The organism is Aminobacter sp. J41 (genome assembly GCF_000526635.1).
Classification (GTDB): Bacteria; Pseudomonadota; Alphaproteobacteria; order Rhizobiales; family Rhizobiaceae; genus Aerobium.
Genome location: NZ_JAGL01000092.1, coordinates 1 through 1,601, shown reverse-complemented (window position 1 = coordinate 1,601; position 1,601 = coordinate 1). Strand labels below are relative to the sequence as shown.

General features: G+C 58.3%; 3 protein-coding genes. All 3 read left to right on the top strand.

Going from position 1 to position 1,601, the window contains the following annotated elements:
* Positions 1-353: 353 nt before the first annotated feature.
* The gene (locus L630_RS0120610) at positions 354-848 is read left to right on the top strand and encodes a helix-turn-helix domain-containing protein (RefSeq protein WP_024850051.1); all 495 of its coding nucleotides are present in this window, start codon (positions 354-356) and stop codon (positions 846-848) included.
* Between the two features lies 1 nt (position 849).
* Positions 850-1,062: a hypothetical protein gene (locus L630_RS0120605; RefSeq protein ID WP_156941780.1), complete on the top strand. Its 213-nt coding sequence runs from the start codon at positions 850-852 to the stop codon at positions 1,060-1,062.
* 154 nt (positions 1,063-1,216) lie between these two features.
* A partial coding sequence (locus tag L630_RS22040) for a plasmid recombination protein (protein WP_034331250.1) occupies positions 1,217-1,601 on the top strand: 385 nt, incomplete at its 3' end.

Here is a 1,601-nt window from a genome sequence, read left to right as displayed (position 1 = left end):
GCTCAGCCGCGCAGCGGCGCGAGCTAGCCCAGCGGCAATGAGCGGTCTGCTTACCCTGGTCCCCGCGGGCGGAGCCGCGGGGAGGCGAACGCAAGGTCGCCAGGGGTAAGAATAGAAAGGGAAAGGCAAAAAACACAATAAAATCAATGAACCCACCGAGCGTAGAAATGATCGGTGCACCGATCACCCTAGATGATCGGTGAGATGCTGTTTTTGCGTGACGAGACACGCCCAGATTCAACCTGAAGTTCCTTTCTGCCGGCTATTGTGACCTGCCTGGAATCGAGACACCATTGTCGCTCGGAGAGACAAATGTGATCGGTGCAAGTGACACGTCACGAGGGGAAAAATTGATGCTGGTAGCAACGGATGAACACCGCAGGTTGCGGAAAATGGAACTAGAGGCTCAGGACCGGCAGGATGAGGCTGAGCGGGAGGCTAAGAGGAAAAATCGAGGCTTCAGCCAGGTCTATCCCAAGGGCTGGAGAAGGCTTCAGAGCCTCATCCAGCAGAACCCTGCCGCGGCCCGCGTTTACGCGTTCCTGGCAGAGCACATCGACGGCACCGCAGGTGCGGTTGTGGTTGAGCAAAAAGTGATGGCAGCCGCCCTCGGCGTCCACGAGGTGACCATCCGTCGTCAGACCAAATTTCTCGAGCAGCAAGGCGCTCTGGTCCGCATCAAGGTGGGCACTGGTGTGTACGCCTATGCGCTGGATCCTGAAGAGGTCTGGAAGACCTGGGATGACCAGAAAGACAACGCCGCGTTCATCACCAAAACCCTCGTTCGGAAGTCGGACAAGGAGAACAATGAAGTTCGCCGTAAGCTCAAAGTAATGTTGGAGGGGTGACATGTCACACGAAGTTGAAAAAGCACCAATGACTGCCGCTGAACGGAAGCGAGCACAGCGCCTTCGTGACAAGTCACAAGGCTATGTCGAAATCACCGTCAGGGTGCCTCATGATCGCATCGAAGAGGCGAGGGCATTTTGTGCGAAGCTCAAGCCGAGAAAGCGCAAGCGTGACTCGTCACAAATCGACATGTTTCAGCAGGCAGCAGAGTGATGAGCGGAGCGAGTTTCGTGTAGGTATACTCACTATACTTTTCCCTCTGGGAAAAGCAGTGAGGTCTCATTGGCGACGGCCTAGCCGTCCGCGCTGCGCGCGTCCCGCAACTCGCTCCGCTCGTAGTTCGTGACCAGTCACACAGGGGGCAACCATGGCGCAGGGCAAGCCAATTTTGAGGGTGGGGAAGATCAAGGCGACAGGAGCGACGACGCTCCAGTCGGTGGCCGGACATTTGAACCGGAGCTCGCCGACGCCGAACGCAGATCCTGCGCGGCGGAAGCTCAATAGGGTCCTCGTCGGTGACAAGTCACAGCCCCTCGAAGAGGCTGTCCTCCAGCAGTACGCCCAGTTCGGGATCGACCGGGCGAAGCTACGCAAGGACGCTACCCTCGCCAACGACATCATCCTGACGGTCTCGCCCGAGTGGTTTCGTCCCGACGATCCCGATGCCGCCGGCACGTGGGATCACAATCGTCTCGGATCCTTCACCGCTGAAGCCGAGGCTTTCCTCCGGAAGGGCTTCGGGAACAGGCTGG